Here is a 23,615-nt window from a genome sequence, read left to right as displayed (position 1 = left end):
GTCAGTGGATCACGCCGCTTTCGGTCAGGTGCATGCGCGCGAAATGAGCATGCGAGTCCGCCAGTGCCAAGGTCAGCGGCCCCTTCGTATCGGCCCATCCGCGCCCGACTTCGCAGACGTCGTATTCGAACCCCTGAGGGAGATTGATGCGCGCCTGATGGGCGGCACCGGTCACCGGATTGAGGATGGGTTCGCCGCGAGCGACGAGCCAGCCCGGCACATTCAGCCGCGCCGTGCGCGCGCCGACATCGACCTCGAAATCGATCTCGGCAAAGACGGGCTCGTGCATGGTTTCGAAGGTCGTCGCAAAGACCTGGAAGAAGGTAGCACCCGGTTCCGTATCCTCGCCGCTCATGATGCGCAGCAACGCACCGCGCTGTTCGGCCGAAGCGCGGCTATCGACGATCGGCACAACCTGCCCCCTCCCCTCGTGGATGGCGCCCGGCCAGGCAGCGATCAGGCCGCCACGAAGCCCATCGAGCCGCGTATCGCCGTGATAGCCTTCCTCAATCTCGAATGCGCCGACGGCGCTGCAATGGCCTTGTGTCGGCAATGCATTGAACTGGCAAGGACAGCCATAGGCGCAGTTGCAATGTATGAATTCGCGCCCCTTCATCATCCATCTCACACTCGTCATCGTCTCCTCCTGGGATCTGATCGGTGTTCGGTCTACTGCATGTTCGTTTCATCGTAGCCGACCAAAGGACAAAAACATGCAGCAATTCAAAGTGCTACAGCGACCTTTGCGCGTCTGGACGCGCGGCGCTGTAGGTCGATTTCTTGCGACTGGATGCATTCCATTAGATTGCAGAAATATACTCCTCCCAACCAGCGATGCCAACGGCCGGCCGAAGACGACGGGAAGCGCCGCGCATCCGATTGAACACGCGGCGCTTCTGTCTGTTCGTTAGAGTTAAGCCGTGATCAGAGCGTCGCCATGCCGCCATCGATGATCAGTTCGGCGCCGACAGTGAAAGCAGCCTCGTCGGAGGCGAGGAAGACGACCGCCTTGGCGATTTCGCTTGCGTTGCCGAAGCGGCCAAGCGGGATCTGCGCAGCGATCGCATCAACAACCTGCTTGTTTTCCTCCACCGTCGGGGCATGGCCGTCATGCAGCGGCGTGCGGATCGGGCCGGGGCTGACGGCGTTGACCCGGATGCCGCGGCCGATGAGTTCGCCGGAGAGCGTTTTGGCGAGCGACAGCAGCCCCGCCTTGGTCAAGGCATAGACGCTTGAGGTCGGCATGCCGATATGGGCGTTGATCGAGGTGTTGAGCACGATCGATGCCGGTTTGGAAAAGACCGGCAGCAAGGCCTGGATCAGGAAATACGGTCCCTTGAGGTTGATGGCGAGCGAGCGGTCGAAGCTTGCCTCGTCCCACTGCTCGATCGGCTGCAGCTTGGCGATGCCGGCATTGATGAACAGGATATCGAGCGTGCCCAAGGCGGCGCGGATCTTTTCAGCGACGGCGGCCTGGCCGGCGACATTGCCGGCATCGGCCTCGATGATCAGAGCTGTCTCGCCAAGGACGGCGCGTGCTTCGGCAATGTTCTTCGGATTGGTGCCGGTGACGGCGACCCTTGCGCCTTCGGCGATGAACTGGCGTGCGGTTTCGAGACCGATGCCGCTGGTGCCGCCGGTGATGAGTGCCGTCTTGTTCTGCAAACGTGACATGATGAAAGTCCTCTTGTTGGGTTGAAGAGGAGATCGGCTCGGTTGGCTGGAACCGTCATCCTCGAATGCAGACAGATATGGCGGAAAACGATCGTTCGGATTAGTCTCCCAATTGTGGAACTCGAATTCGGAAAAGTCGAACGATGGTGAAGATCGAGGGAATAACCGCCTTTGTCGCGGTCGCCGAAGCTGGCTCGATCAGTGAAGCGGCGCGGCGCCTGCGCCTGTCGAAATCCGTCGTCAGCGAACGCGTGGCGGAACTGGAGCGCGGGCTCAACGCCACGCTCCTCCATCGCACGACGCGCAAGCTGACGCTCACCGAGGACGGCATCGCCTTCCGCGAGCGCGCCGTCAGGATCGTCAGCGAGGTGCAGGCGGCCGCGAGCGACCTTGCCGAGCGGCGCGGACAGCTGACGGGGCCGCTTCGGATCGCCGCGCCCGTCAGCTTTGGCCGCCGGCATCTCGGTCCGGCGCTCTATCCGTTCCTGGCGCGCCATCCGGAAATCGAACTGACGCTCGACCTCGACGACCGGCGGGTCGATGCGGCCTCGGAAGGCTACGACGCGATTGTCCGCCACGGCGTGATCGCAGATTCCCGCCTGATGGTTTGGAAACTTGCCAGAAGCCGGCGCCTGCTCGTCGCCTCGCCCGATTATCTTGAACGACACGGCACGCCGGCGTCGCTTGCCGAGCTCGAAGGCCATCGCGGCGTCTTCTACACCAATCGCGGTGCGGCCGATTGGCGGTTCGAGGGACCTTCCGGTGCAACGATCGTCAGGGCGCGCCTGGCCCTCGGCATGAACAATGGCGACATGATGCACGACGCCGCCGTCGCCGGGCTCGGCATCGCGCTGTTGCCCGCCTTCATCGCCGGCCCCGCGGTGCGCAAAGGGCAATTGCGTGAGATCGATGTCGGGCTGCGTCCGGAGCCCGAATTCATCTACATGGCGCATCCGGAAGGACGACGCGTCTCCGCCAAGCTCCGAGCCATCGCCCAACATCTGAAGGAAGCTTTTGGCGATCCGCCCTATTGGGATCCGTGAAGCGTTTCCGCAACCCCGGCGTAATCGCTGTCGGCGACGGTATCTCGCCGATTGCCGATCGAGTCTCGACAGAAGCTTGATCGAAATCGGCTGGCATGCGCTTCGCACCCATCGCAACCAAAGATTGGTTTCCTATCTTCTCATCATGCGGACCTTCTTTCTGAACTGGATCGTCGCCATGACGCTTGGCACCGCCGCCCATGCGGACAACCTTTCCGCGGCTCCGACCGATGCCGAAATCCTGAATATTCTGACCGATCGAATCGACAAGCAGCAGCAGTCGGTCGGCATTGTCGTCGGAATCATCGATGCCAATGGACGACGCATCGTCGCGCATGGCCATCCGGCCAAAGGTGACCCGCGCCCGGTCGATGGACGGACCGTGTTCGAGATCGGCTCGGTCACCAAAGTCTTCACCGCGCTGTTGCTCGCGGACGCGATTGAAAAAGGCACGCTGCGCCTCGACACGCCCGTCTCCGCGTTGTTTCCGCCAGGTGTGGCGATGCCGGACGACAAGGAGGAGCCGATCACGCTGAAGGACCTGGCGACGCACATGTCCGGTCTGCCGCGGCTACCCACCAATCTGGACCCGACAGACACAAGCAATCCGTATGCGGACTACGGCACTGCAAAGCTTTATGCCTTCCTGTCCCATCACAAGCCGCTGCGGCGCCCTGGCGTCGAGCACGAGTACTCCAATCTCGGCGCCGGGCTTCTCGGCCACGCGCTCGCCTTGAAGGCCGGCCTTTCCTACGAAGAGCTCGTCATCAGCCGCATCACAGCGCCTCTCGACATGAAGGACACGGCGATCTCGTCGCAGCCCGGCTGGGCCGAAAGGCGGGCGACGGGCCACAATGCGGCGCTGGAGCCGGTGAGAGACTGGGATCTCAACGCGCTGCAAGGAGCCGGCGCGCTGCGCTCCACGACGAACGATCTTCTGATATTCCTGGAGGCGGCCATGGGGAAAACGTCATCGCCGCTGGCGCCGGCCTTCACCATGCTACTTGCGACCCGGCAGCCGCTCGGCAACGGGGGAGACGACCAGCAGGCACTCGGCTGGGTGATCTCGGGCAAGGGCGACGAGCAGATTATCTGGCACAATGGCGGGACCGGCGGCTATCGGTCCTTCGTCGGCTACCGACCGTCGACCGGTATCGGCGTCGTCGCCCTCTCCAATGCGTCGACCGAGGTCGGCGTGGACGATATCGGCCAACACCTGCTCAACCGCAACGCTCCGCTTGCGCCGGCAAATGCCAGGCGCACTGCGATAACCGTCGATCCGACGAGCTATGACGCCTATGTCGGCACCTATCGGCTGGCCCCCAGCTTCGAGCTGACGATCTTTCGCGATGGAGATCGGCTGTTTGCCCAGGCAACGGGACAGGATCGGATCGAAATCTTTCCGGAGGCCGAACACCGTTTCTTTGCGAAGCTTATCGATGCGCAGATCAGCTTCACCGTAACCGGCACCCGCGCCGGGAGCCTGACCTTGCATCAGGGCGGGCGGGACAGCCCCGCGCCTCGGATCGAGAAATGATGCACGTCTCCCACCGATTGAAGCGGGAGACGCTGTTCGCTTCGATCAGAAGATCAGATCGATCAGGAAATAGGCGAGCGCCGAAATCGCCGCCGCGGCCGGCATGGTGATGAACCAGGCAATCACGATATTGCCGGCAAGCCCCCAGCGGACCGCCGAGACGCGCCGCGCCGCACCGACGCCGATGATCGCACCGGTGATGGTGTGCGTCGTCGAGACGGGAATGCCGAGCCAGGTGGCGGCAAAGAGCGTGATCGCCCCGCCGGTTTCGGCGCAGAAGCCCTGCATAGGATTGAGCCTGGTAATCTTCGAGCCCATGGTGTGCACGATGCGCCAGCCGCCGAACAGCGTGCCGAGCGCGATTGCCGCCTGGCAGGTTATGACCACCCAGAAGGGCACGTAGAACTCCGAACCGAGATAGCCCTGCGAGAAGAGCAGAACGGCAATGATGCCCATGGTCTTCTGCGCGTCATTGCCGCCGTGGCCGAGCGAATAGAGCGACGCGGAAACGAACTGCATCACGCGGAAGGTGCGGTCGACGGCAAAGGGCGTCTGCCGCACGAAAATCCAGGAGACGATCAACACCAGGAGCAAGGCCAGGAAGAAGCCTATCGCCGGCGACATGAAGATGGCGCCGACGGTCTTGAGAAGACCGGTCCAGACGATGGAACTAAAGCCGGTGCTGGCAAGGCCGGCACCGACGAGGCCGCCGATCAGCGCATGCGACGAACTCGACGGAATGCCGAAGAGCCAGGTGACGATGTTCCAGACGATCGCCCCCATGAGGGCCGAAAAGATCACCAGCGGCGTGACGATGCCGGGATCGATGATGCCCTTGCCGAGCGTCTCGGCCACATGCAGGCCAAAGAACAGGAAGGCGATGAAGTTGAAAAAGGCTGCCCAGATGACCGCGTATTGCGGTCTCAGCACCCGCGTCGAGACGATTGTCGCGATCGAGTTGGCAGCGTCGTGCAAACCGTTCAGGAAGTCGAAGAACAGCGCGATGCCGATCAGCCCGACGAGCAACGGAAAGGCGAGCGTCGCATCCATCAGACGTTCTCGATCACGATGCCGCTGATTTCATTGGCGACGTCCTCGAAGCGATCGATCACCTTTTCGAGCTCGCCATAGATCTCACTGCCGATGATATAGGCCATCGGGTTGCTGGCGCCGTGACGGCGGAAGAGATCCTTGAGGCCGAGGTCGTGCAATTCGTCGGCACGCCCCTCGATGCGGGTAACTTCCTCGGCGATGGCGATAAGGCGATTGTGATTGGCGCCGATACGGTCGAGCAACGGAATGGCCTCGCCGATCAGATGCGCGGCCTGGACGATGATCGTCGCCATCTCGCGCATGCCCGGATCGAATGTCTTCTGCTCGTAGAGCCGGATCGTCTTGACCGTCTTGTGCATCATGTCGATGGCATCGTCCATCGACTGGATCAGGTCCTTGATGTCGCCGCGGTCGAAGGGCGTGATGAAGGACCGGCGCACCGCCAGGAGCACTTCGCCAGTAATATGATCCGCTTCATCCTCAAGCGCGACGATCCGGTCGCACTGTTTCTCCATGTCGTCGCCACCGGCAAGCAGCCTGTCGAGCGCTTCGGCGGCACCGACAACGGTGAGCGCGTGTTTTGCGAAAAGGTCGAAGAAGCGATCTTCGCGGGGAAGCAGTTTGCGGAACCAAGCCAGCATTACAAATATATCCATCCGTGGATTGTCATGAAACTGTCATATTTGACCGAGGCGCTCAAGAAAAGCACCTGATTCAAGGGGTTTGTCGCCTATCCCCTGCCGATATCGACCTATCCCAGGCGATATCGACGCGCTGGCCATTTCGTCTTGCCTTGGCCAACGCTTTCGTCCTACTGCATGTCTCCTTAAATCGACCTCGATTTAAGGACGAAGACATGCAGCAATTCAAAGTGCTACAGCGACCTTTGCGCGTCTGATATGACGCGCGGCGCTGTAGCTGGCGCCCAACGTCGAATCCGGTTTGCCCATGCCCCACAAGGTCTTTCTCAACCGCTTGAAGCTCACGGAGTTCCGCAACTATGCGGCTCTCTCGCTGGAGCTCGACCAGCGCCATGTGGTGCTGACGGGAGAGAACGGCGCCGGCAAGACCAATTTGATGGAAGCGGTTTCCTTCCTCTCGCCAGGACGAGGCTTGAGGCGCGCGGCTTACGCCGACGTCACCCGCGTCGGCGCGAGCGACGGGTTTTCCGTCTTTGCGGAGGTCGAGGGCATGGAGGGGCCGGTCGAAATCGGCACCGGCACCGCCGGGGTAACCGAGGGCCAATCCCGGCGGCTGCGGCTCAACGGAACTCCGGCATCAACCGTCGACGAACTGACGGATCACCTGCGCGTTCTCTGGCTGACGCCATCGATGGACGGGCTCTTCACCGGGCCTTCGGCCGACCGGCGGCGCTTCCTCGATCGGCTGGTGCTTTCGCTCGATCCTGAGCATGGCCGACGCGCCAGCGAATTCGATCGGGCGATGCGCAGCCGAAACCGGCTGCTCAGCGAGTTTCGCCCGGATCCGTCCTGGCTGACCGCAATTGAGCGAGAGATGGCCGGTCTCGGGGTTTCCATGGCGCTGGCAAGGCAGGAGATGCTCGGCCTCTTGACCGCGCTCGTCGAGCGGAACGTCGATGACAGCGTTTTTCCGTCCGCCCGCCTGGCGCTGTCCGGCTTTCTCGACGACGAGGGCCATCGCCCGGCCTATGATCTCGAAGAGCAATATCTGACAATGTTGCGCGACGGGCGGCCGCGCGACGCAGCGGCGGGCCGGACGCTCGATGGGCCGCACCGAAGCGACCTGCTGGTGCGTCATCGGGACAAGGACATGGAAGCCGCACGCTGCTCGACCGGCGAGCAGAAAGCGCTGCTCGTCGGACTGGTGCTGGCGCATGCGCGCCTCGTCGGCGACATGACTGGCCACGCGCCGATCATGTTGCTCGACGAGATCGCCGCGCATCTCGACGTCAACCGGCGTGCGGCGCTGTTCGACCTCGTCGATGGCCTCGGCGGCCAGGCCTTCATGACGGGAACGGACCAGGCGATGTTCGACGCACTTGGCGATCGCGGCCGCTTCCTGACCGTTTCGCACGGGAGCGTTACGGGATAAGCAAGAGCGGATGGGGAAAAGTGTGTGCGGTTTTCCGCCCGCATCCGCTCTCGCTTGAGAATCGATCGGCCACCCGGCCGAGCGGGATGAGGAGGATGTTGCATGACCGGTGAGAACAAGCTCGACCAATCGGAGATCGCCCGCTACGCCCGCCATATCGTGCTGCCGGAAATCGGCGGCGCGGGGCAGCAAAAACTCAAAGCGGCACGTGTGCTGGTGATCGGCGCCGGCGGGCTCGGCGCCCCGGTGCTCGTCTATCTCGCGGCCGCTGGCATCGGCCGGATCGGCGTCGTCGACGACGACATCGTTGCACTCTCGAACCTGCAGCGGCAGATCATTCACCGCACCGAGGACATCGATCGCGCCAAGGTCGAGCGAGCAGCCGAAGCGATCGGTTCACTCAACCCGCATGTCAGCGTCGACGAACACAGGCTGCGGCTTAACCCCGACAATGCCGAGGCGCTGTTCCGGCAATATCACCTGGTGATCGACGGCTCGGACAATTTCGACACGCGCTATCTCGCAGCCGATACGGCAGCCGCGGTCGGCATTCCGCTTGTAACCGGCGCCGTCGGCCGCTTCGACGGATCGCTGACGGTGCTGATGCCGTACAAGGCAGGCAGCGATGGGCGGCCGAACCCCTCCTATCGCGATCTTTTCCCGGAACCGCCGCCGGCCGGCGTCGTGCCCTCCTGTGCCGAAGCGGGCATCGTCGGCGCCCTGACCGGCGTCATCGGCACGCTCCAGGCGATGGAGGCAATCAAGGTGATCGCCGGTTTCGGCGAACCGCTGGTCGGTCGGCTGTTGATGTATGACGCGCTGACGGCGCAGTTCAACACCATCCGTTACCATCGCAGAGCGTAGGCCGATCATGGTGCAGATCTTTCGCATCAGTGAAAGTTTCGACCGGCACGAGGAGCTGCTGAAGCTGATCCTTGGCGCCTTCTCCTACATGGACGGACGGGTCGACCCGCCCTCCTCGGCGCACGTACTCACCGTCGAATCGCTCCGGCAGAAGAGTGCCGACGAGATCGCCTTTGGCGTCAGCGACGGCGAGCGGCTTGTCGGCTGCATCTTTTGCAAGCCTGAAGCCGATTGCCTCTACATCGGCAAGCTCGCGGTTGCCCCACAGACACAGGGAAAGGGTATCGGCCGGTTGCTGCTCGCGGAAGCGGAGGCGACAGCGCGAGCGCTCGGCCTTTCGGCGTTGCGGCTACTCACCCGCATCGAACTCACCGAAAACCACCGGGCGTTCGCCGCCTGGGGCTTCGTCGAAACCGGTACGATGTGCCACCCCGGCTTTACCCGGCCGACGGCGATCGAGATGCGCAAGACACTCTAGCTAGCTTCTAACCTTGAGCAGGCCGGACGGACAGCCGCACGGCAGGACCGTGCGGCGCTCCGCGATCAGTCGCGGCCCGGAAGCACGCGGTCCGGCGGGCGATGGCCGTCGAAGAAGGTGCGGATGTTGATGACCACCTTGTCGCCCATATCGATGCGGCCCTCGAGCGTCGCCGAACTCATGTGTGGCAGGAGCACGACCTTGCCTTCGCCGGCAAGCTTGATCAGCTTCGGATTGACCGCCGGCTCGTTCTCGAAAACGTCGAGGCCGGCACCGGCGATCTTGCCTTCGCGCAGCGACTTGATCAGCGCCGTCTCGTCGATGATGCCGCCGCGGGCTGTGTTGACGATATAGCTGTCAGGCCGCATCAGCGCCAGGCGGCGGGCCGAGAGCAGGTGATAGGTCGCCGGCGTCGACGGGCAGTTGACCGAAACAATATCGACGCGGGCCAGCATCTGGTCGAGGCTGTCCCAGTAGGTCGCCTCCAGCATCTCTTCGGTTTCCGCGTTCACCCGGTGACGGTTGTGATAGTGGATCGAAAGGCCGAAGGCCTTGGCGCGGCGTGCGACCGCGGTGCCGATCCGGCCCATGCCGACGATGCCGATGCGCTTTCCGGCAATGCGCCGGCCGAGCATCCAGGTCGGCGACCACCCGGCCCATTCGCCCTTGCGATCGGTCAGGATCTGCGCACCTTCGGCAAGCCGGCGCGGCACTGCGAGAATCAGCGCCATCGCCATGTCGGCGGTGTCCTCCGTCAACACGTTCGGCGTGTTGGTGACGGTGATGCCTTTGCGCGCTGCGGCGTCGACGTCGATATTGTCGACCCCATTCGAGAAGCTGGCGATCAGCTTCAGCTGTGGGCCGGCCTGCTCGATCAGCGCCGCATCGATGCGATCGGTCACTGTCGGCACCAGCACGTCGGCGCGCTTCACCGCCGCGACGAGCTCGGGCTGGCTGCGCGGCGTGTCGTCGATGTTCAACTCCGCATCGAAAAGTTCGCGCATGCGCGTCTCGACGATATCAGGCAGTTTACGGGTGATGTAGACCGTGGGCTTCTTCTTGCTTGTCATTGCTGCGACGGGCCTTGTTGACGGGTCCTTAACCAAGTTGGGCGATACTTTCTCCCTGTAGCCGCAATTTCTACCAGACCCCACCGGGAAGACAAACAAAACTCGCGCGTTCGTCCCCGCGATTTCAGCCCGTGTGTTGGGCCCCAGGTGAACTGCGCCCGCAAAAGCTAGTGCCACGGAAAATGAGCTTCGTCATGCGTCATGTCATTTCCAGATTCTCGTTCTCGTTGATCGCCGCCTGCCTTGGCGCCGGGATCATGGCGTCGGCGGCTTACGCTCAAGCTGCCAAGGGCGCCAGCGGACTGCCGCTGCCGCGCTTCGTGAGCCTCAAGTCGAAGAGCGTCAATCTCCGGATCGGCCCGAGCGTCGATTACGCGGTCGCCTTCCGCTACATGAAGCCCGGCGTTCCCGTGGAGATCATCCAGGAATACGATAACTGGCGCCGTATCCGCGACGCCGACGGCACCGAAGGCTGGGTCAACCAGGCGCTGCTTTCCGGCGACCGTACAGCCGTCGCAGCGCCCTGGATGCGCGGCAAGGGCGAAGGCGTCTTCGTCAACATGCGCCGCGATCCGCAGGGTACATCCCCGATCGTCGCCCGCATGGAGCCGGGGGTCATCGTGCATGTCGGCGAATGCAATGGCGACTGGTGCCATGCCGAGACGCAGGGCGTCGAAGGCTGGATCGCCCAGAGCGAGATCTGGGGCGCCTATCCCGGCGAGGCCTTCAAGTAAGGCCACGCCTGCTTTTCACAAAATTCAATCAGGACGAATCAGGCGAGACCCGCCTGCTTGGCGGCCGTTTCCAGCGAGACCATCGGCCGCGGGCCGATCTGACCGATGACAATGCCGGCGGCGAGATTGCCGAGCCTGCTGCAGTCTTCGAGCGAGCGTCCGGTCGTGTAGCCGTGCAGGAAGCCCGCGGCATAGAGGTCGCCGGCACCGGTCGTATCGACGACCTGGGCGATCGGCGTTGCGCGGACCCGAACCCGCTCCTCTCCACGCACGACCACCGAGCCTTCTTCGCTGAGAGTCACGGCAGCGAGCTTGCAATCCTTCGAGAGTTTTTCCAGCGCCAGATCGAAGTCTTCGGTCTCGTAGAGGGCCAACGCTTCCTGCCTGTTGGCGAAGACGATATCGACCGTGCCTGATCGCATGAGTTCGAGGAACTCCTCGCGATAGCGGTGAACGCAGAAGCTGTCGGACAGCGTGATCGCGGTTTCGCGGCCGTTTTCGTGGGCGATCCGCGCGGTCTCGCGGATGGCGTCCTTGGCCCGCGGCGGATCCCAGAGATAGCCTTCGAAATAGGTGACCTTGGCCTCAGCGACGACGTCGGCCTCCACATCCTCGGGGCCAAGCTCGACGCAGGCGCCGAGATAGGTGTTCATCGAGCGCTCGCCATCCTCGGTGACGAAGATCATCGAGCGCGCGGTCGGCGGCACGTTTTCGAGCGGCTTCGTCTGGAAGTAAACGCCCTGGGCGCGGATGTCGTGCGCGAAGATCTCGCCGAGCTGGTCGCTCGCGGTCTTGCCGAAGTAGGCAGCGCGACCGCCAAGGCTGGCGACACCGGCTGCCGTATTGCCGGCGCTGCCGCCGGACGCTTCGACGGCCGGGCCCATGCGCGAGTACAACAACTCGGCTCGTTCGGCATCGATGAGGTTCATGGCGCCCTTTATGATGCCGTTTTCATTGAGAAAGGCATCGTCGCAGCGCGCGATGATATCAACGATGGCATTGCCGATCGTCAGCACGTCGTATTTTGTCATGAACCTCGTCCGGTCTCCGTGATGGCCGGTGTTCGTTAATACCGGTTTTCCGGCCATTTGGAAGACAAAAGACGTGGGGCCATCGCATCAGGCCGTCGGAAGCGCGCTTTCGTCGTAAGCTGCGGCGAATTCGGCGCTCGGCGGGATCGGCTTGATGACATCGATCAGCACGCCGTTCGGATCGGCGGTGATGAAATGACGCTGACCGAAGACCTCGTCTCGCAACGTCTTCAGGATCGGAAGCCCGGCGGCAACCGCTTGCGCGTAAATGCGATCCGGATCCTCGACCTCAAAATTCAGCAGAAGACCGCGGGTGGGCGTACGTGCTTCCTCCGGGATCGTCTCGTGGCGGTAGTCGAGCACCGCCAGCGTCACATGCTCGTCCTCGACCGACTGCAGATGCACATACCAATCGCTGGTGAAGAGCGCCTGGAAGCGGAAGTGCTCGATGTAAAAGGCGGCGGTGGCGGCAACATCTGATGTCATGATGACAGGATAGTAGCTCGTCGATTTCATGGCTTTCCCTCGCTCCGGCAATATCATACAATCTGTATGTATCTTTAATTAACATACAGGCTGCATGCATGCAACAGGAAGTCTCCCGTCGCTCCAATCGCGAGCGATCCGACACGACGCGCACCGCGATCCTCGATGCCGCGCGTGGCCTTTTCGTCACCCGGGGTTATGCCGATACCTCCACGCCCGATATTGTTGCCGCCGCCGGATTGACCCGCGGCGCGCTCTATCACCACTTCGAAGACAAGAAGGCATTGTTCCGTGCCGTGGCGGAGCGGGAGGCGGGCGCAGTGGCGATATCGATCGAGCAGGCAACGGCCAACGACCTCACGCCCCGCGACGCACTGAAAGTCGGTGCCCGCGCCTATTTCGACGCGATGCGCGAGCCGGGCCGAATCCGTCTGCTGCTGCTCGACGGGCCGGCGGTGCTCGGCAAGCAGGAAATGGCCGCGATCGACGCGGCCAATGCCCAGAGAACCCTGGAGGAGGGCATTGCCGAGGCGATGGCGCCGGCAGTGCCGGGCCCGGAAAGGCTGTCGGCCATGGCCTCGCTGCTTTCGGCCGCCTTCGATCGCGCGGCGCTCGACATCGCCGATGGTGCTTCGGCCGAGCTTTACGCGGAGACGATCGGCACGCTGATCGACCGGCTGGTGTCGGCCTGACGCCGACCGTCAAGACAACACCAGGGTGCCTCAGCCTGCGGCGGAGATGATCTGCGGCGGCAGTTCGACGAGCGGCGCCGGGATCTCGCAGGTCTTTTCCGGCGACTTGCAGAGATCGGCGATGACGCAGCGCTCGCATTCGGGCTTGCGCGCCTTGCAACAGTAGCGCCCGTGCAGGATCAGCCAGTGATGCGCGTGGTAGAGGTATTCATCCGGGATGATCTTGATCAGCTTGTCTTCCACCTCGTCTGGGGTCTTGCCCGGTGCCAGACAGAGGCGGTTGGCGATGCGGAGGATGTGGGTGTCGACGGCGATCGTCGACTGGCCGAAGGCCATCGACAACACCACATTGGCGGTCTTGCGACCGACCCCCGGAAGGGTCACCAGTTCCTCCCGCGTGCGCGGCACTTCGCCACCAAAATCGCGGATCAGCTTTTCGCTGAGCGCGATGACGTTCTTCGCCTTGTTGCGATAAAGGCCGATGGTCTTGATGTAGTCCCGGACCTTTTCCTCCCCAAGCGCCAGCATTTTCTCCGGCGTATCGGCGATGGCGAAGAGTGCGCGCGTCGCCTTGTTGACGCCGGCATCGGTCGCCTGGGCCGAGAGCGCCACGGCAACGACGAGCGTGAACGGGTTGACGTGCTCCAACTCGCCCTTCGGCTCGGGGCGCTGGATCGAGAAGCGGCGGAAAATCTCCTTGAGCTCGTCCTGGCTGTAGAGGCTCTTCACCCGCGGCGTTGCGCGGCGGCTCGTCTTGGGTTTTGCGGCGCTGACGGGGAATTTCGGCTTCACGTTTTTCATGATGCATCTATAGTCAAAGGTCATGATCAATGGCAACGTCACCACCCCGCCCGAGGATGCGCCGGTCTTCACCGCCGAGCTTACGCCCTATCGTTCGCTCGGGCGAAAAGGCTTCAGGATCGTCTTCCTGATCGCCGGACTGCTCAGCCTGGTGCACGCTTTTGTCTTCCTCGTCATCGGCGCCTGGCCGATCGTGTTCTTCTTCGGGCTCGACTACCTGCTGCTGTTCGGCGCCTTCTGGCTGAATTACCGCTCGGCGCTCAGCCGCGAAGAGGTCAGCGTTTCCAGAACCGATGTTTCCGTGCGCAAGTTCACGCCGTCGGGCCAGATCACCGAACACCGCTTCAATCCGTTCTGGGCCCGCTTCAATGTCGCCCGCCATCAGGAAATCGGCATCATCTCGATGACGATCAGCGGTGGTGGCCGCCGGACCGACATCGGTTCGTTTCTCAATCGCGACGATCGCGAGACCTTCGCGCTCGCCCTCTCGGGTGCGCTTGCGACCGTTCGCCGCCGCTGACGCTCGCCGAACGACCAATGGGACGCAAATCCGCGCATTCGTTCAAGTTTCGGGTGGTTTCCTGGACCAGCAAGGGATTACCTGTGACATGACAGGAGAAGAGCCATGAACATTGCGACATCCGTACCCACAGACATCACGCCGAAAGGCACCGATTACGATACGGTCAGCCGCGTGATCGAAATGCTCACCGAGGATTATCGCGACCAGCCGTCGCTCGAAACGGTGGCGCACCGCCTGAAGCAGTCGCCGACGCAACTCCAGAAGGTCTTCACCCGCTGGGCCGGGCTTTCGCCGAAGGCCTTCCTCCAGGCGGTGACGCTCGACCATGCCAAGCGCCTGTTGCGCCAGGAAGACATGCCGCTGCTCGAAACCAGCATCGAGGTCGGCCTGTCAGGGCCGAGCCGCCTGCACGACCTGTTCGTCACCCACGAGGCGATGTCGCCCGGCGAATGGAAGGCGCGCGGCACCGGCCTGACGATCCGCTACGGTTACCATCCCTCGCCCTTCGGCACGGCGCTGGTGATGATCACAGACCGCGGCCTGGCAGGCCTCGCCTTTAACGATGGCGGCGGCGAACAGGCGAGCTTCGAGGACATGGCGCAACGCTGGCCGAACGCCAGCTATATCGAAGACAGTGCGGCCACCGCCCACTATGCGGCACGCATCTTCGATCCCTCGCGCTGGCGCCAGGAAGAGCCGCTGCATATCTTCCTGATCGGCTCCGATTTTCAGATCCGGGTCTGGCAGGCATTGTTGAAGATCCCGCTCGGCTGCGCCACCACCTATTCGAACATCGCCGGGACGATCGGCCAGCCGACGGCCTCGCGCGCCGTCGGTGCCGCGGTCGGGCGTAATCCGATCTCCTTCGTGGTTCCCTGCCATCGCGCACTCGGCAAGAGCGGCGATCTCACCGGCTACCACTGGGGCCTGACGCGCAAGCGCGCGATCCTCGGCTGGGAAGCCGGCAAGGCGGCGGACGGCACGATCTGATGCTTTCAAGTCACGCAGATCCGGACGGAAAGCCGCTTCGCACCTTTCCTGGAACTGCTTGGAAAAACAAAAAAGGGGCGCTCGGCGCCCCTTCTTCATTTCCATATTTGTCAGCGCTCAGTGGGCGCCGGACATGTCGCCCAGCACTTCCTTGGAAGCGACCGTCGAGTCGGCCTTGAGCTTGTAGACCATTGGCACGCCGGTCGCGAGGTTGAGCTTCAGGATCTCTTCCTTGGTCAAACGATCGAGCACCATGACCAGCGAGCGCAGCGAGTTGCCGTGGGCGGCGACCAGAACCTTCTGGCCCGACAGCACGCGCGGCAGGATCTCGGTCAGGTAATAGGGCCAGACGCGGGCACCGGTGTCACGCAGGCTTTCGCCGCCCGGAGGCGGCACGTCGTAGGAGCGGCGCCAGATGTGCACCTGCTCTTCGCCCCACTTCTCGCGTGCGTCGTCCTTGTTAAGGCCGGAGAGGTCGCCGTAGTCGCGCTCGTTGAGCGCCTGGTCGCGGATCGTTTCGAGCGAGGACTGGCCGACGGCGTCGAGCACGAACTGGCAGGTGCGCTGGGCACGGACGAGGTCCGAGGTGAAGGCGATGTCGAACTTGATGCCATATTCGGCAAGCGCCTTGCCGCCGGCCCTGGCTTCCGCGACGCCGAGTTCCGTCAGGTCCGGATCACGCCAGCCGGTAAACAGGTTCTTCAGGTTCCAGTCGCTCTGGCCATGCCGGACGAGGACGAGAGTACCGCTCATGTCGAATTCCCCTTGAGACTTGAGAGTGGAAAGGTCAGTTGAGCCCGAGAACGTCGAGCATGGAATAGAAGCCGGGTTTCTGGCTGCGTGCCCAAAGCGCCGCCGTGACGGCGCCGCGCGCGAAGATCGAGCGATCCGTGGCACTGTGCGAGAGCGTCACCTGCTCGCCTTCGCCGGCGAGAATGACCGAGTGTTCGCCGACGACCGAGCCGCCGCGCAGCGTCGCAAAGCCGATCGTACCGGCCGGACGCGGGCCCGTATGACCGTCACGCACGCGCACCGAATTGTCGGCAAGGCTGATGCCGCGTCCCGTCGCCGCCGCTTCGCCGAGAAGCAATGCGGTGCCCGAGGGCGCATCGACCTTGTGCTTGTGGTGCATTTCGAGGATTTCGATATCCCAATTGGCGGGGCCGAGCGCACGCGCCGCCTTTTCCGTCAACACGCCGAGCAGGTTCACACCGAGGCTCATATTGCCCGACTTGACGATCCGGGCGTGACGCGCAGCAGCACGGATTTTCGCCTCGTCGTCGGCCGAGCAGCCGGTGGTCCCGATGACATGGACGATGCGGGCCTGGGCCGCAAGGCCGGCAAACTCGACGGTGCCCGCGGGTGCTGTGAAATCAAGCACGCCTTCCGCCTCGACGAACGCTTCGAGCGGCTGGTCGGTGACCGGCACGCCGATCGGCCCGAGACCGGCCACTTCGCCGGCGTCACGGCCGATGAAGGGAGAACCCGGGCGTTCGATGGCGGCATGCAGGCGCACGCCGTCCATCGCGTGGACCGTGCGTATCAGCGTCTGGCCCATACGGCCTGCAGCACCCACCACCACGAGCTTCATATCGGGTTCGCCCATCGGTGATTTCCTTCTCGTCCGCTGTTAGCGCGTTCCCAGTCAAAACGGCGTCGGGAAACGCTCTATCTCATTGTTCTTACGCATTTCCGGACGCAAAACCGCTACGCGCTTTTGCTGGAAATGTTCTAGATTTCGGCGCCGGCCGGCGCTTCGGGCGCCTTGGCCTCAGGCGACTGGCCCTGAAGATTGTGAAGCCGAGCGTAGAGACCGTCCGGTCGCCGTGCAAGCTCGGCATGCGTGCCCTCCTCGACGACGGAACCATCCTTCATGACGATGATCTTGTCGGCATTGACGACGGTCGAAAGGCGATGCGCGATGACGATCACCGTACGGCCGTTCATGGCGTAATCGAGCGCCTTCTGCACGGCGGCTTCCGATTCGGTATCGAGCGCCGAGGTGGCCTCGTCGAGCAGCAGGATCGGCGCATTGCGCACGAGTGCACGGGCGATGGACAGCCGCTGGCGCTGGCCGCCGGAAAGCGTCATGCCGTTTTCGCCGACCGGGGTATCGTATCCCTGCGGCTGCGCCAGAATGAAATCATGCGCATAGGCAAGCCGCGCGGCTTCCTCGATCTCCGCGTCGGTCGCATCGATGCGCCCGTAGCGGATGTTGTCGCGGATCGATCCTTCGAAGAGGTAGGGTTGCTGTGACACATAGGCGATGCTCTTGCGCAGCGACTGCTTGGTAACGTCGGCAATATCCTGCCCATCGATCAGGATCTGGCCGGAAGCCGGATCGTAGAACCGCGGGATGAGGCTGATGACCGTCGACTTGCCGGCACCGGAGGGGCCGACGAGCGCCGTCGTCTTGCCGCCTTCTGCAACGAAGCTGACGCCTTTCAGAACCTCGTCGCCATTGGCGTATTGGAAACGGACGTCGCGCAGCTCGACGGCGGCACTCGTGAAGGTCAGTTCCTTGGCGTCCGCCTTGTCGCGCTGATGCGGCACGGTGTCGAGGATTTCGTAGACCATGCGGGCATTGACGGCAGCACGCTCCATCGAGACCTGCAGCCGCGCCAGTCGGCGGGCCGGATCATAGGCCATCAGAAGAGCCACCACGAAGGCGAAGAAGGCGCCGGGCGGCACGTCCGCATAGATCGCGCGGAAGGCGGAATAGGCAAGCACAGCAGAAATCGCGAGGCCGGCGAAGGTTTCGGTCATCGGCGCCGTGCGCTCGCTCAACCGCGCAATGCGGTTCGCCCGGTTCTCGGCCCGATCGATGATCGCATCGACCTTGCCGCGCAGTTCGCCTTCCATGGTGAAGGCCTTGACGATGGTAATGCCCTGGATCGTTTCCTGCATCGCACCGAGAACGCGGCTATTGACCTCGATCGATTCGCGCGTTGCCGAACGCAGGCGCCTGGAAACGTAGCGCAGGCCGAGCAGCAATGGCGGCGCCGCGACGAAGACGATGATCGACAGCAGCCAGTCCTTGGCGAACATGACGCCGACAAGACCGATCAGGGTCAGGAGATCGCGGGCGATCGACGTGACCGTCAGGTTGAGCACGTCGCGGATGCCGCTGACATTCTGGCTTATCTGAGCTGCAAGCTGTGCCGACCGCGTCTCGTTAAAATAGCCTACGCTCAGCGCCATCAGATGGGCGTAGAGCCGGCGCTGGTAACGCGCGACGATGTTGTTGCCGATCTTCGACAGGGCAACGGCCTGGCCGTAGGTGGCGAAGCCGCGCAGAATGAAGGCTGCGAGGATCGCGCCGCAGACGAGCAGGACGATATCTGCCCGCTTGTTGGCGAAAGCCTCGTTGATCACGGTCTCCATGATCGAGGCCGTGAAACCGGTTGTTGCAGCGACGACGGCCAGACAGGCTATGGCAAAGACATAGCCGCGAATGTGGTCGCGACCGTTTTCCGCAATGACCCGTTTCAGAATTCCGCTGATCGTATCGGAATCGACCGCGTGCTGTTTTCTATTGCTGGCGCTCAAAAAGCCCGTCTTCCCTGGACCCAATGTGGCGAGCCGGTTTCCGGCCCGACCTTTCCCGGGGCTCTATAGTAGTTTGGTATCGCTTTGGCGAGTCTTTGCGCGCGCCGACTGCTCAGCTTCTCCAGCGGCGTCCCTCCGTTGCAACACCGAAATCCCTCGGCGTGCGGGCAAAAGCGGCCAGACCGGAGAGCGCCGCCATCGGATGAATGACGGCAAAGGTCGGGATCGTCTTCATCAGCGCCGAGTGCGGCGCCTTGTCTTCGAAGGCGTCACGGAACGGTGATTTCATAAGCGCCGGCAAGATCTTCTGCGAGATGCCACCCGCCAGGAACACGCCGCCGCGAGCCATGAAAATTAGCGCCATGTCACCGGCAACGCGGCCGAGATAGGTGCAGAACAGCGAGATCGTCTCGATCGCCGCCCTGTCGCTCTCGGCCAGAGCGTGCGTCGTCACTTCCGCCGGATCGATGAGCACCGGGTCCACGCCATCGGCGGCACAGACGGCGCGATAGAGATTCATGATGCCGCGCCCGCAGAGGATCTGCTCGCCGGCCATGCGCCCTTCGATCGGCTCGAGGAAGGGCCAGATCTGAAAGTCGCGTTCGCTACGCGGGCCGATGTCGACATGGCCACCCTCGCCCGGTACCGGGATCCAGGTGTGCTGGGCAAAGACCAGTCCGCCGACGCCGAGACCCGTGCCCGGGCCGAGGACCACACGCGACGTCAGGGGACGAACACTGCCGCCACCGATCTGCACGAGATCCTCGTCCGCCGGCGCGGCCACGGCGAGCGCCTGTGCCTCGAAATCGTTGATGATCAGTACGTCCTCGAGGCCAAGGCTCGAGAGCATGTCCTTCGGCCTGATCACCCAGCCGGCATTGGTGAGCGGAATTTCATCGCCCCGGATCGGACCGGCCACCGCCAGAATCGCCGAACGCGGCTGCACCGAGGTCTTGTCGAGGATGCTCTTCTGCATCGCCTCCTCGATCGTTTCGAAATCGCCGGTCTTGATCGGCGGCAGCTGCTTCGGCTCGGCAAAAGCATCGAGGAGCAGGGCAAAGCGGGCATTGGTGCCACCGATATCACCGATCAGGATCGGAAAGGGGAAGGCGTTTTCACTGGTGCCGGGCATCGCAAGATCCATCCTGATCGTCGTGGCAGGTATATCGCTGTCTATCAGCTAGAGCGGGATAAGGGAAAGTGTGTCCGGTTTTCCGCCCGCAGCCGCCTAATTCATGAGAAGCGATCACGTTTATGATTTTGGGTTGAAGTCGATCAACCGTTCGGCTGTCGCCTGGTTGAGGGCCATTGGAATGTCGTAGACGATCGCGAGACGCATCAGCGCCTTGACGTCCACGTCATGCGGCATTGCCGTCAGAGGATCGACGAAGAAGATCAGAAGCTGCACCTCGCCGGTGGCGATCATCGCGCCGATCTGCTGGTCGCCGCCGAGCGGACCGCTTTTCAGGCGCGTGATATCGAGCCCCGGACAGACATCGAGGACACGGCCGCCTGTCGTGCCTGTCGCAACGATGCGCCATTGGGACAAAACCGCTTCATGCACCTTGGCGAAAGCCGCAAGATCGTCCTTCTTCTGATCGTGAGCGATCAGGGCAATGCATTTCCGATCCGCCATGTCGGGCCTCGCATCAATCTTTAAATCGATTTGATCGCCCTATACATGAACGCCGCGGCGATGGGAAGATTGAAGCCCGCCCACCCCGCTCACGCGTTCATGATCATCGCAAGGTCGGACGGGCCAGCGGCACCGGAATATCGGCCGGCGGAACGTCTCCGGCGGCAGCGCCGATCACCTGCTCGATACCCTGTATCGCAGGGGCAGGTGCCGCCGCCCGATAGGCCGTGCCAAACGTGGCGGCCTCTTCCGAGGCAGGCGCCGGACCGTTCAACACGAGTGCGCAGGCTTTCGGCAGGTCGGCCATGGTCGTGAGCCTTGGCTTCACCGGCTTTTCGCCCGGCTTTTTCTTCGGCTTTGCCCAGGGCTCGTCGGTAAACCACCAGGCCAGCGACTTGTCGCAGCCATCGCCGGCCGGCACCGCCGCCTGGTCCTTGCAGCTCGCTGCGCCCGCGGGGCATTTGATGCGGATGTGGAAGTGATAGTCATGGCCGTAGATCGGCCGGACCTTGCCAAGCGCCGATCGGTCCCCGGTCCAGGTGTCGCAGAGCTTCTTCTTGATCGCCGGATTGACAAAGACGCGCTCCACCTGCGGGTAGCTGGCAGCCAGCATGATGAGCTGCGCGTGTTTTGGCGTCCAAATGGAACGATCAACCGTCAGGAACTTGTTCTTCTGCAGCATCGAGGTCGCCGAAATATCCTCGCGCTCGCGATAGGTGAGCGTGCGCTGCGGCATCGGCGTCAGCCAGATATCGGCGTCAAGACCGATCTGGTGGGACGCGTGCCCGGAAAGCATCGGACCGCCGCGCGGCTGCGAGATGTCACCAAGCAACAGGCCGGGCCAGCCGACCTTTTCGGCGGCATCGTGCGAAAACTGCTCGATCAGCGCGATCATCTGCGGGTGACCCCAGCGGCGGTTACGCGACAGCCGCATCGCCTGCCAGGTGGGCCCGTCGGTCGGGATGGCGACACCGCCGGCAAGGCAGCCCTTCGCGTAGAAACCATAGGGGTTCGCGGCCATTTCGGCTGGCAGGGCCTTGGCACCGAACAGCGCCTTTGCCGGCACATCCTCGGCCGCCGCGTTGTCGGCAATCAGAAGGCTTGTTCCCAGCAGCAACGCAAGAAACGCCGAGCCGCAACGTCGAAGTGGAGCAATCATTGAATTTCGTCCCATTTGTCTCGCGGACAGCAGCGCCAACTCGCGGCATTCCCTGTCCGACGAACCCCGATCCTAAGGCCCCGTCTTTGCCTCAGCCTTACGCGTCACGCGCTTGTGAATCACCGGGATGTGACTCAAAAATTTTGCCTGATTTGCGGCAGTGCCTGTCAATTGCCCCGATTTCGCCTATGCTCTCGCAAAAGAAGATTGAAATATAAGGGGTACCGGCTGGATGCCAAACTTCTGCAGGACCGTGAAACCTGGAATCGCAGCGTCGCTACTGGCAGCGACACTTCTCCTCCTTCCTCCTGCAGCACGCGCCGACCATGCCGACTGGCATCACGGCCTCTCCCTCATCGGCGAACTGAAGTACAAGCCCGATTTTGCCCATTACGACTATGTCAATCCGGATGCGCCCAAGGGCGGCGACGTCAAACTGTCGAGCACCGGAACATTTGATACCTTCAACCCGGTCCTCGACAAGGGACAACCCGCAGTCGGGCTGACGCTCGTCTTCGACACGCTGCTGAAATCCGCCGATGACGAGATCTCGACCGCTTACGGTCTGCTCGCCCAAGGCGTTTCGTTCCCAGAAGACATTTCATCCGCAACCTTCCGGCTGCGGCAGGAAGCCAAATGGGCGGATGGAAAGCCTGTGACGCCGGAAGACGTCATCTTCAGCTTCGACAAGAGCAAAGAGCTCGATCCGCTCTACGCCAACTACTACAAGCATGTGACCTCGGCGGAAAAGACCGGCGAACGCGACGTCACCTTCCATTTCGATGAGAAGAACAACCGCGAGCTGCCCCACATCCTCGGCCAGCTGCAGATCCTGCCGAAGCACTGGTGGGAGGGCCAAGGAACGGACGGCAAGCCGCGCGACATCAACAAGACGACGCTTGAGCCGGTGATGGGATCCGGCCCCTACAAGATCGCCGCATTTTCGGCCGGCTCGTCCATTCGCTACGAGCTCAGGGACGACTACTGGGGCAAGTCGCTGAACGTCAATGTCGGGCAGAACAATTTCGGCTCGATCAGCTATACCTTCTTCGGTGACCGGGATGTCGAGTTCGAGGCGTTTCGTTCGGGAAACAGTGATTACTGGCTTGAAAACATCGCGGCGCGCTGGGCAACCGCTTATGATTTTCCGGCAGTGAAGGACGGTCGCGTCAAGCGCGAGAGCCTACCCAATCCGCTGAGGGCCACCGGCATCATGCAGGCTCTGGTCCCGAACATGCGCCGGCCGCCCTTCAATGACGAAAAGGTGCGCGAGGCGCTGAACTATGCCCTCGACTTCGAGGAAATGAACCGCACGGTGTTCTACAACCAGTACACGCGGATCGACAGTTACTTCTGGAATACGGATCTCGCCTCGTCGGCCCTGCCGCAGGGCGCTGAATTGGCGATCCTTGACGAAGTGAAGGACAAGGTGCCGTCGGAAGTCTTCACGACACCCTACAAGAACCCGGTGGGCGGCACGCCACAGGCGGGACGCGACAACCTTCGCCAGGCGATCGCTCTGCTAAAGGAGGCCGGCTTCGAGCTCAAGGGCAATCGGATGGTCGAGGCGAAGACGGGCAAGCCCTTCTCATTCGAGATCCTGCTCAGCAGCGCCACGCTCGAGCGCGTCGCGCTTCCCTATGCCCAGAACCTGAAGAAGATCGGTATCGACGCGCGTGTGCGCACCGTCGACGCTTCGCAGTACACCAATCGCACGCGCGCTTTCGACTACGACATGACCTGGATCGTCTGGGCACAGACGCTGAGTCCCGGCAACGAACAGCTCGACTATTGGGGTTCGCGCTCCGCCGGGGAACAGGGCTCGCGAAACTACGCCGGCATTGCCGACCCGGGTGTCGATGCACTGATCAACAAGGTCATTTTCGCCAAGGATCGCGAGACGCTGGTGGCGGCGACGAAAGCGCTCGACCGCGTGCTCCTTGCCCACAATTTCGTCGTGCCGCTTTACTACAAGCGCGACATGAACATCGCCTATTGGGACAAATTTGCTCGCCCCGCCGAACTCCCGACCTATGCGATCGGCTTCCCGTCGATCTGGTGGTCGAAAAACGCTACCCCCAAATGAAGTCCTTGCACTCGGATGGCGTCTCGATTCCAAATGCAAAAAAACGAATCACTGAAACAAGCCCCGATCCGGGCCTGACAGCCGCAAGGAGACACAGGGATTGAGACACCATAGACGGCATGCCGACGCTTCGCCG

At 62.7% G+C, this 23,615-nt stretch carries 24 protein-coding genes; 10 read left to right on the top strand and 14 right to left on the bottom strand.

The annotated features are described in order from the left end of the window. Position 1 precedes the first annotated feature (1 nt). Entirely contained in the window at positions 2-637 is a 636-nt protein-coding gene (locus ASE60_RS00325; RefSeq protein ID WP_057247759.1) for a DUF1326 domain-containing protein, read from the bottom strand. A 287-nt stretch (positions 638-924) separates the two neighbouring features. Continuing rightward, positions 925-1,674, bottom strand: a complete 750-nt coding sequence (locus tag ASE60_RS00320; protein WP_057247758.1) for an SDR family oxidoreductase — start codon at positions 1,672-1,674, stop codon at positions 925-927. Between the two features lie 143 nt (positions 1,675-1,817). Between ASE60_RS00320 and ASE60_RS00315 the strand changes: the two genes are divergently transcribed. Together ASE60_RS00315 and ASE60_RS00310 are read left to right on the top strand one after the other, a co-directional pair. After that, positions 1,818-2,717: a LysR family transcriptional regulator gene (locus ASE60_RS00315; protein WP_057247757.1), complete on the top strand. Its 900-nt coding sequence runs from the start codon at positions 1,818-1,820 to the stop codon at positions 2,715-2,717. Positions 2,718-2,793: 76 nt separating this feature from the next. After that, positions 2,794-4,254, top strand: a complete 1,461-nt coding sequence (locus ASE60_RS00310; protein ID WP_057247756.1) for a serine hydrolase — start codon at positions 2,794-2,796, stop codon at positions 4,252-4,254. 45 nt (positions 4,255-4,299) lie between these two features. On the opposite strand, the gene ASE60_RS00305 is transcribed toward ASE60_RS00310, so the two are convergent. Both ASE60_RS00305 and ASE60_RS00300 read right to left on the bottom strand, forming a co-directional pair. Beyond that, positions 4,300-5,304 (bottom strand): inorganic phosphate transporter, encoded by a 1,005-nt coding sequence (locus tag ASE60_RS00305; RefSeq protein ID WP_057247755.1) that lies wholly within the window; start codon positions 5,302-5,304, stop codon positions 4,300-4,302. After that, positions 5,304-5,948 (bottom strand): DUF47 family protein, encoded by a 645-nt coding sequence (locus tag ASE60_RS00300; protein ID WP_057247754.1) that lies wholly within the window; start codon positions 5,946-5,948, stop codon positions 5,304-5,306. The genes ASE60_RS00305 and ASE60_RS00300 overlap by 1 nt, the downstream gene beginning before the upstream one ends. 307 nt (positions 5,949-6,255) lie before the next feature. Between ASE60_RS00300 and recF the strand changes: the two genes are divergently transcribed. From recF to ASE60_RS00285, 3 genes are all read left to right on the top strand, one after another. Next, on the top strand, positions 6,256-7,380 hold the full coding sequence (recF, locus tag ASE60_RS00295) for a DNA replication/repair protein RecF (protein ID WP_057247753.1): 1,125 nt from the start codon (positions 6,256-6,258) through the stop codon (positions 7,378-7,380). 102 nt (positions 7,381-7,482) lie between these two features. Next, a complete protein-coding gene (locus ASE60_RS00290) occupies positions 7,483-8,244 on the top strand; it encodes a molybdopterin-synthase adenylyltransferase MoeB (RefSeq protein WP_057247752.1) in 762 nt (253 codons plus the stop codon). A 10-nt stretch (positions 8,245-8,254) separates the two neighbouring features. Then, positions 8,255-8,722 (top strand): GNAT family N-acetyltransferase, encoded by a 468-nt coding sequence (locus ASE60_RS00285; RefSeq protein WP_057248224.1) that lies wholly within the window; start codon positions 8,255-8,257, stop codon positions 8,720-8,722. A gap of 65 nt (positions 8,723-8,787) precedes the next feature. On the opposite strand, the gene ASE60_RS00280 is transcribed toward ASE60_RS00285, so the two are convergent. After that, positions 8,788-9,792 (bottom strand): D-glycerate dehydrogenase, encoded by a 1,005-nt coding sequence (locus ASE60_RS00280; RefSeq protein WP_057247751.1) that lies wholly within the window; start codon positions 9,790-9,792, stop codon positions 8,788-8,790. Positions 9,793-9,974: 182 nt separating this feature from the next. On the opposite strand from ASE60_RS00280, the gene ASE60_RS00275 reads away from it, so the two are divergent. Next, positions 9,975-10,526 (top strand): SH3 domain-containing protein, encoded by a 552-nt coding sequence (locus ASE60_RS00275; RefSeq protein WP_057247750.1) that lies wholly within the window; start codon positions 9,975-9,977, stop codon positions 10,524-10,526. Between the two features lie 38 nt (positions 10,527-10,564). On the opposite strand, the gene ASE60_RS00270 is transcribed toward ASE60_RS00275, so the two are convergent. Both ASE60_RS00270 and ASE60_RS00265 read right to left on the bottom strand, forming a co-directional pair. Next, a complete protein-coding gene (locus ASE60_RS00270; RefSeq protein ID WP_057247749.1) occupies positions 10,565-11,557 on the bottom strand; it encodes an adenosine kinase in 993 nt (330 codons plus the stop codon). 87 nt (positions 11,558-11,644) lie between these two features. Next, on the bottom strand, positions 11,645-12,073 hold the full coding sequence (locus ASE60_RS00265; RefSeq protein WP_057247748.1) for a VOC family protein: 429 nt from the start codon (positions 12,071-12,073) through the stop codon (positions 11,645-11,647). Positions 12,074-12,141: 68 nt separating this feature from the next. Here ASE60_RS00265 and ASE60_RS00260 point away from each other — a divergent pair, with 68 nt between their 5' ends. Further along, the gene (locus ASE60_RS00260; RefSeq protein WP_057247747.1) at positions 12,142-12,735 is read left to right on the top strand and encodes a TetR/AcrR family transcriptional regulator; all 594 of its coding nucleotides are present in this window, start codon (positions 12,142-12,144) and stop codon (positions 12,733-12,735) included. Between the two features lie 30 nt (positions 12,736-12,765). Here the strand turns inward: ASE60_RS00260 and nth are convergent, their stop codons facing one another. Then, positions 12,766-13,536, bottom strand: coding sequence for an endonuclease III (gene nth, locus ASE60_RS00255; protein WP_057248223.1), 771 nt, complete (start codon positions 13,534-13,536; stop codon positions 12,766-12,768). Between the two features lie 22 nt (positions 13,537-13,558). Here nth and ASE60_RS00250 point away from each other — a divergent pair, with 22 nt between their 5' ends. Both ASE60_RS00250 and ASE60_RS00245 read left to right on the top strand, forming a co-directional pair. Beyond that, positions 13,559-14,056 (top strand): DUF2244 domain-containing protein, encoded by a 498-nt coding sequence (locus ASE60_RS00250; protein ID WP_057247746.1) that lies wholly within the window; start codon positions 13,559-13,561, stop codon positions 14,054-14,056. 105 nt (positions 14,057-14,161) lie between these two features. Then, positions 14,162-15,049 (top strand): bifunctional helix-turn-helix domain-containing protein/methylated-DNA--[protein]-cysteine S-methyltransferase, encoded by an 888-nt coding sequence (locus ASE60_RS00245; RefSeq protein WP_057247745.1) that lies wholly within the window; start codon positions 14,162-14,164, stop codon positions 15,047-15,049. A gap of 117 nt (positions 15,050-15,166) precedes the next feature. On the opposite strand, the gene ASE60_RS00240 is transcribed toward ASE60_RS00245, so the two are convergent. From ASE60_RS00240 to mepA, 6 genes are all read right to left on the bottom strand, one after another. Continuing rightward, on the bottom strand, positions 15,167-15,802 hold the full coding sequence (locus tag ASE60_RS00240; protein WP_057247744.1) for a 2,3-bisphosphoglycerate-dependent phosphoglycerate mutase: 636 nt from the start codon (positions 15,800-15,802) through the stop codon (positions 15,167-15,169). 34 nt (positions 15,803-15,836) lie between these two features. Beyond that, the gene (gene dapB, locus ASE60_RS00235) at positions 15,837-16,655 is read right to left on the bottom strand and encodes a 4-hydroxy-tetrahydrodipicolinate reductase (RefSeq protein WP_057247743.1); all 819 of its coding nucleotides are present in this window, start codon (positions 16,653-16,655) and stop codon (positions 15,837-15,839) included. A gap of 125 nt (positions 16,656-16,780) precedes the next feature. Next, a complete protein-coding gene (locus ASE60_RS00230) occupies positions 16,781-18,598 on the bottom strand; it encodes an ABC transporter ATP-binding protein (RefSeq protein WP_057247742.1) in 1,818 nt (605 codons plus the stop codon). A gap of 112 nt (positions 18,599-18,710) precedes the next feature. Continuing rightward, positions 18,711-19,730, bottom strand: coding sequence for a glucokinase (locus ASE60_RS00225; protein ID WP_057248222.1), 1,020 nt, complete (start codon positions 19,728-19,730; stop codon positions 18,711-18,713). Between the two features lie 120 nt (positions 19,731-19,850). After that, on the bottom strand, positions 19,851-20,234 hold the full coding sequence (locus tag ASE60_RS00220) for a methylglyoxal synthase (protein WP_057247741.1): 384 nt from the start codon (positions 20,232-20,234) through the stop codon (positions 19,851-19,853). Positions 20,235-20,337: 103 nt separating this feature from the next. Then, complete coding sequence (gene mepA, locus ASE60_RS00215) at positions 20,338-21,408, bottom strand: penicillin-insensitive murein endopeptidase (protein WP_057247740.1); 1,071 nt, start codon at positions 21,406-21,408, stop codon at positions 20,338-20,340. A 238-nt stretch (positions 21,409-21,646) separates the two neighbouring features. On the opposite strand from mepA, the gene ASE60_RS00210 reads away from it, so the two are divergent. Next, entirely contained in the window at positions 21,647-23,479 is a 1,833-nt protein-coding gene (locus tag ASE60_RS00210) for an extracellular solute-binding protein (protein ID WP_244495496.1), read from the top strand. Positions 23,480-23,615: the final 136 nt, after the last annotated feature.

The sequence above is a fragment of the Ensifer sp. Root278 genome (genome assembly GCF_001429285.1).
GTDB lineage: Bacteria > Pseudomonadota > Alphaproteobacteria > Rhizobiales > Rhizobiaceae > Ensifer.
Note: the sequence above shows the minus strand (reverse complement) of the source record. Positions and strands in the feature narration are given on the sequence as shown.